At 32.0% G+C, this 1,044-nt stretch carries 1 protein-coding gene and 1 pseudogene; both read right to left on the minus strand.

Translation table 11 applies throughout. The annotated features are described in order from the left end of the window. Nucleotides 1-116 precede the first annotated feature (116 nt). Complete coding sequence (locus tag D7D25_RS17665; protein WP_122970217.1) at nucleotides 117-341, minus strand: NVEALA domain-containing protein; 225 nt, start codon at nucleotides 339-341, stop codon at nucleotides 117-119. A 412-nt stretch (nucleotides 342-753) separates the two neighbouring features. Beyond that, nucleotides 754-1,044, minus strand: a pseudogene (locus tag D7D25_RS17670) (hypothetical protein); the annotation flags it as partial.

Below are 1,044 nucleotides of genomic sequence, written 5' to 3' on the forward strand. Positions count from 1 at the left end.
ATATTGGCAGGAAACGAATCATAAAAAAGATTGCTGTTGGGGTTCTTGCATCCCAAGGCAGAAGTAAGCAAATAAAAGATAATAACGGTATGTTTTAGCTGCTTACTCATTCCGAATTAAAATTTTTGGGAAATAAAATAAACTTTGGTGGAAGTAAATGGACAGTCTAAACTGCCAAGCCCCAAACACCAATAATTCCCTCCATCTTCTCCCGATGCCAGCGCCTCAATATTTGAAAGAGCCAAATCGGAACTTATGCCGTTATGCCGGCTTTTAAAACACACAAGAGATAACACAAATGTTACCATAAATAATGACAAAACGACTTTGTTCTTTTTCATAATTTTGAGATATTTGTTTTTTACTGAATAAAAATAGATTTTTAATAAGGATTCCACTGTAAATCGAAACTCATTTATAACTCATTTCTCTTAATTCTCACATAATGAGCAGTATGTATTGTTGTTCTTTCTATCGGGCACACAGAACGCAAATGCAAATTAAATAGAACAAGAACTTATTCTCGTAAAATAAAGTGTTAAGATTCTGTTTCAATTCTGTTTTCCGAGAATTATTGGAACTATTCTATCTTTTTGAATACCCTGTTTCACCGGTGTAATAGGTAACTTTGGATGTACAATTTTTGGCAAAGGAAAATGGACATTTTTTTTTGGAAAATCACTAAAAAATGAATTGGGAACCACCTAATTATCCGCTTGCGGATTTAAGGAGTAATAAATGTGTCATAAATCATTATCTTATCCATTTTTTTAAGTCAAATTTATATAAACATTCAGTTAACTCTTCAATCCCAAACAGATAGTTTTGAGAAACATCCACATCCAGTCCTCTTATTTTTTTGTCCAAATACAATTTGGCTACTGGTTTTCCATTCCAATTAATTATATGCACTTCCGTTTGTTCCTGTTGTTCCGAATGGTGCAATACAAATATCTCGTTTTCATTGCAATATGGTATGTCAAAATAATACTGCTCTAATTTTTTTTCTTTTGTATTCATTACATGATTATAATTGACGAAGTG

Origin of the sequence: Proteiniphilum sp. X52 (assembly GCF_003712195.1) — a bacterium.
Taxonomy (GTDB): Bacteria; Bacteroidota; Bacteroidia; order Bacteroidales; family Dysgonomonadaceae; genus Proteiniphilum.

Coding starts and splice junctions, on each gene's coding strand:
- D7D25_RS17665 (WP_122970217.1), bottom strand. CDS start 341: ATGAAAAAGAACAAAGTCGTTTTGTCATTATTTATGGTAACATTTGTG.